The following is a 4,794-nucleotide window of genomic DNA, read 5'->3' as shown; positions in this document are numbered from 1 at the left end:
TGGTTTAGTTGTGTGGGGGGGCACTCCCCCGGCGCCGGCGCGGGCGCGGGGCGGCCCCCCCCCCCCCCCCCCCCCCCCCCCCCCCCCCCCGCCCCGCCCCCGCTACCGCACGAGGGCGTCACGCCGTTCGCGTTCCCGCACGACCATGTCCTGCACGGCGTCCTGGACGTCGGCGCACAGGCGCCGGGCGGTGGCCGAGCGGTCGCCGAAGCCCCGGGGCCGCTCGGGCGGCACGATGGGCTCTCCGACGGTCATCAGCCACTTCGCCGGCAAGGGGAAGGGCGAGGTCAGCGGGAAGTACGGCAGGTCCAGGAGCTTCGCCAGCGCCGGCAGCTCCCCCAACTTCGGGGATGACTCCTCGGCCCCGATGACGGAGACCGGTACGATCGGCGCCCCGGTGTGCAGGGCCGCCACCGCGAAACCCGGGCTGAACGGCTGGAGCCGGTAGCGGTCGCGGAACGGTTTCTCCAGTCCCGCGACCCCCTCCGGGAACACCGCGACCAGCTCACCGTCGCCCAGCCTCTTGATCGCCGCCCGCGGGTCGATCGGCACGGCGCCCTTCCGCGCGGCGTACCGCCCGAGCACCGGCAGCCGGAAGACGAACGGCGCGGCGAGCACGTGCAGCGGCCGCCGCAGCGACCTCATCAGGGCCTTCTGCAGGACGAAGGCGTCCAGCCCCCAGGCGCCGGAGTGATTGGCGACCAGCACCGCCGGGCCGTCGGCGGGAATGTTCTCCAGCCCCAGCACGTCCAGCCGGAACCAGTCGTCGATGAACCATTCGAGCAGCCGCTCCCAGGCGTTCTCGCCGGCATCCCCGAGCAGCTTGCGCAGGAAGCGCAGCTCGCTCCCGGCGACCTCGATGACATCGGCCAGGCTCTCGGACACGAGATGGCCTCCCCTTCCGCGTGCGGTACCCCAACGAGCCCTCCCGACAAGGGCTTTCCAGGGCTTTCACGGTCAACGGAGGCAACTGGCCGCTGATCACGAGGACATGGAGAATTCCCGGAATCGACTCTTCGTTCGCACGTTCCCCCGGCGCCCCGCGCCGGGTCCGGAAACCCGCGCCACGCAACGATCTTCGGCTCGTTGACCGGGTGGACCGTCACCTCCCACCCGTCGACACACCCCAGGAGACCTCCATGGCCGAGACCGCGCTTCCGGTGATCCTTCTCGCGGATTCCGATCCGCTCCGCCGCCACGAGACGGCCGAGCTGGTGCAGCACTGGTACCGGACGTCCTTCCGCGTCCTCCAGGTCGGCGCGCCGGCCGAGGCGGAGCGCGTGCTGCACGCCCTGGCCGGGCAGGGCGTCCCCGTCCCGGCGGTGGTCACCGACGAGGATCCCGGCGCCTGCCCCGAACGGCACCCGGCCACCCGCTGGCTGTGGCTCACCGACGCCCTCCCCGACCCCGCCCCCGGCGTCACGGTCGTCGCCCGGACGGGACCGGCGGGTGGCCCGGACCTCGCCGAGCGGCTACGGGCCGCCCTCGACGACTCCCTCTGCACCTGGAACGCCGAACGCCGCGGCGGCCTGCCCACCGCCGAAGTGCGCGGCTACCGCTTCTCCCCGGCCGCCTACGCGGTCCGGGACTTCCTGGGCCGCAGCGACGTCCTCTTCCGGTGGGTGCCCGAGGAGGAGCTGCGGGACGCGCCGGTGACCGTCAGGCTCGGCGACGGCACGGTGCTCGTCGACCCCCCGATCAGTGAACTGGCCGACCGCCTCGGGCTGATCAGGCCGGCCGGGCGCGAGCGCTACGACGTCGCCGTCATCGGCGGCGGCCCCGGCGGGCTCTCCACGGCCGTCTACGCGGCAGCGGAGGGCATGAGCGTGGTCGTCATCGAGGACGACGCGCCCGGCGGCCAGGCGGGATCGACCTCCCGCATCGAGAACTACCTCGGCTTCCCCGTCGGGCTCACCGGCGGCGACCTCGCCCAGCGCGCCCTCCAGCAGGCCCGCCGGGTGCGCGTCGAATGGCAGCCCACCCGGGTGGCGACCCGGCTGATCCCCGCCCAATCCGGCCACCACACCGTCGAGTTCGTCAAAGCGGGCACCACCGAGACCGCCTCGGTCTCGGCCGCCGCCGTCGTGGTGGCCACGGGCGTCGAATGGAACCGACTCGTGAGCCCGGGAACCGAACGGCTCCTCAACTCCGGCGTGTACTACGGCGCTTCCCTCTCCGACGCTCCCTCCACCGCCGGCGAGGACGTCCACATGGTGGGCGCGGGCAACTCCGCCGGACAGGCCGCCCTCTACTTCGCCCGCCACGCCCGCTCCGTCACCCTCCTCGTCCGGGGCACCGACCTCGGCGCGTCCATGTCGAACTACCTGGTCCAGCGCATCGAACGGACCCCGAACCTGCACGTCCTCCTCGGTACCGAGGTGGCCGAATGCCTCGGCCAGACCACCCTCACGGGCCTGCGGCTGCGGGAGCGCACCGGCGCCGAACGCACCGTCCCCGCCCGGTGCCTGTACGTCCTGATCGGCGGCCGCCCCTCCACGGACTGGCTCGGCGGAGCCCTGGAACTCGACGACCGCGGCTACGTCCTCACCGGCACCGGGGGCGCCGGCCGCGACGCCCTCCCGATGGAGACCAGCCTCCCGGGCGTCTTCGCCGTCGGCGACGTCCGCTCCGGCTCGGTCAAGCGGGTCGGCGCAGCGGTCGGCGAGGGCGCCGCGGTGGCCCACAGCCTGATCGCCTACCGCCGCCGCCACACCGACCGCTTCCAGGACGCCGGTGCGGCCGCCGCGTTCTGAGGCGCCCGTGGACCCGCGGCCCGCTCAGGCCGTCGGGTGCCACTCGCACAGGAGGATCGTCGCGTCGTCGTACAGGCGCTGGTCCTGGTGGGTGAGGAGGTCCAGGACCAGGCGGCGGAGGGCCTCGGGTGCCGTGGTGCCCGAGGCCATCGAACGGATGACGGTGTCGGTCAGGCGGTCCTCGCCGAACAGGCCCCCCGTGGCGGAGCGGGCCTCGGTGACCCCGTCGCTGTAGAGGAGGACCCGGTCGCGGGGCTGGAGGCGGGCGTGGTGCAGCGGGGGAGGGGCCTCGGTGTGGAACCCCAGGCCGAGGGGCAGCTGCGCCGGGCGTTCCAGGGCCGCCGGCAGGACGTGCCCGTCGCGGATCAGCAGGGGCGGCGGGTGACCGCAGTTGATCCAGGCGAACTCCCCGCGGTGGGTGTCCAGCCGGGCCAGGATCCCGGTCATCAGCCGGTCCGGGATCCACTGGTGGAGGGTCCGCTCGATGGCGACGGCGATGTCCGTCAGACCGCCGCCGGCGCGGCGGGTGGAGCGGCACGCCGCCAGGCCGGCGGCGCTGGCGCCGCCCGCCGCCAGGTCGTGCCCCATGGCGTCCAGCAGCGCCAGGTGGAGCAGCCCGTCGCTGAAGCTGTGGTCGAAGGCGTCCCCGCCGATGTCGTACGCCGGTTCCAGGACGGCGGTCGACGTGGCCTGGCTGGTGCCGATCGTGCGGGGCGGCAGGAACGCCCACAGCAGTTCCGCCTGGAGCGTCATGGGCCGGCTGCGGCTCCGCAGGACGAGGAGGTCGTTGTGGGTGGACTTGGAGACGACGATCAGGGTGGCCAGGGAGGCCAGGGTCCGGCACACGTCCAGGTCCCGCTCGTCGAACTGCGGTCCGGTCGCCCGCAGGACGCCGATGCGTTCGATCCCGTCCACCATCGGCACCCATGCGGTGGTGCCGTCCCGTGAGAGCTGGACGCGCTGGGTGCGGTAGGCCAGACCGGCCAGCGAGGCGTCGATGTCCAGGGCCCCGGCCAGCGCGTCGGCCCGTTCGGCCTGCCCGGCTGCCGGGCGGTCGGCGGAGAGCTGCGGCAGGGCCACGAGCCGCGCCTGCTGGAGGTCGGCCAGGTACAGGTGCGCCCCGGTCAGGGCCAGCCGCCGCGCCGCCCGGTCGATCAGGGCGGGTATCTGGCGGGCGGAGGCCTCGTGGGAGCGCTCCAGCACCCAGGCCAGTACGGCGCCCGTCCGGTCGGCCGGCACCGGGCTCACCCCGCCGTCCGCGGGCGGTCCCGGGTCACGGCGCTCTCCATGCGGGGGCCTCCGCTCCTCGTCAGGCCGTCTCCGGCGCCGGCCCGCGGCGGTGCGGCCGGTGGCCGCGGACCAGCCGGGCCTCGACGCGGCCCGCGACCTCGCGGGTCTCGAAGGCCGGCTGCGGGGCCGTGGCGGGCCCCTCGACGTTCCAGCCGTCCGACAGCCGGAACAGGCTGCGGTGCCAGGGGCAGCGGACGCAGCCGTCCTGGATCTCCCCTTCCGACAGCGGGCCGCCCATGTGGGAGCAGCGGTCGGCCAGGGCGCGGACCGTGCCGTCCTCCTCGCGCACGACCAGGACGTCCACCCCGTCGACGCGGGCGAGCGCGGCCCGGCCCACGGGGAAGGCGGCCGCCGCCCCCAGGTCGTGCCAGCCGTCGCGGACCTGGTGCCCGACCAGCTCGGCGTGGTTGGCGCCGGCAGCCTGCCGGTAGGCAAGATGGCCGCCGAGCGCGCCGGCCGCGCCCACCGCGGCGAGCCCCGCCATGGCCAGGGCCCGGCCGCGCAGGTCCCGGCCGCGGCCGCGGGCGACGAGGGAGGCGGTGTAGAGGGCGACCCCGGCGGTGTTGGCCAGGGCGTGGACGAGGCCGGTACGGGCCTGCTCGGGCGGCAGCTCCGCCCAGTCCGCCCAGCCGGCCGCGGCGGGGGGCGCCGCCCCCCCCCCCCCGCCGCCCCCCTCGACCGGTCCACGTGCGACTCGGCGGCGAAGTGCACCACCAGGCCGGTGCCCGCCATCAGCTCCGCGACCAGCGCG

4 protein-coding genes are annotated in these 4,794 nt (G+C 75.3%); 1 reads left to right on the top strand and 3 read right to left on the bottom strand.

The window, feature by feature from the left end:
- Positions 1–102: 102 nt before the first annotated feature.
- On the bottom strand, positions 103–885 hold the full coding sequence (locus tag WDV06_RS36235) for a lysophospholipid acyltransferase family protein (RefSeq protein ID WP_395514062.1): 783 nt from the start codon (positions 883–885) through the stop codon (positions 103–105).
- 254 nt (positions 886–1,139) lie between these two features.
- Here WDV06_RS36235 and WDV06_RS36230 point away from each other — a divergent pair, with 254 nt between their 5' ends.
- Complete coding sequence (locus WDV06_RS36230) at positions 1,140–2,753, top strand: NAD(P)/FAD-dependent oxidoreductase (RefSeq protein ID WP_395514061.1); 1,614 nt, start codon at positions 1,140–1,142, stop codon at positions 2,751–2,753.
- Positions 2,754–2,777: 24 nt separating this feature from the next.
- Here WDV06_RS36230 and WDV06_RS36225 read toward each other — a convergent pair whose 3' ends face one another.
- Positions 2,778–4,001, bottom strand: a complete 1,224-nt coding sequence (locus WDV06_RS36225; RefSeq protein WP_395514060.1) for a PP2C family protein-serine/threonine phosphatase — start codon at positions 3,999–4,001, stop codon at positions 2,778–2,780.
- A 61-nt stretch (positions 4,002–4,062) separates the two neighbouring features.
- A partial coding sequence (locus tag WDV06_RS36220) for a Rieske (2Fe-2S) protein (RefSeq protein ID WP_395514059.1) occupies positions 4,063–4,794 on the bottom strand: 732 nt, incomplete at its 5' end.

This window comes from Streptomyces racemochromogenes (assembly GCF_044129415.1).
GTDB lineage: Bacteria > Actinomycetota > Actinomycetes > Streptomycetales > Streptomycetaceae > Streptomyces > Streptomyces racemochromogenes_A.
This window is presented reverse-complemented; position numbering and strand designations above follow the sequence as displayed.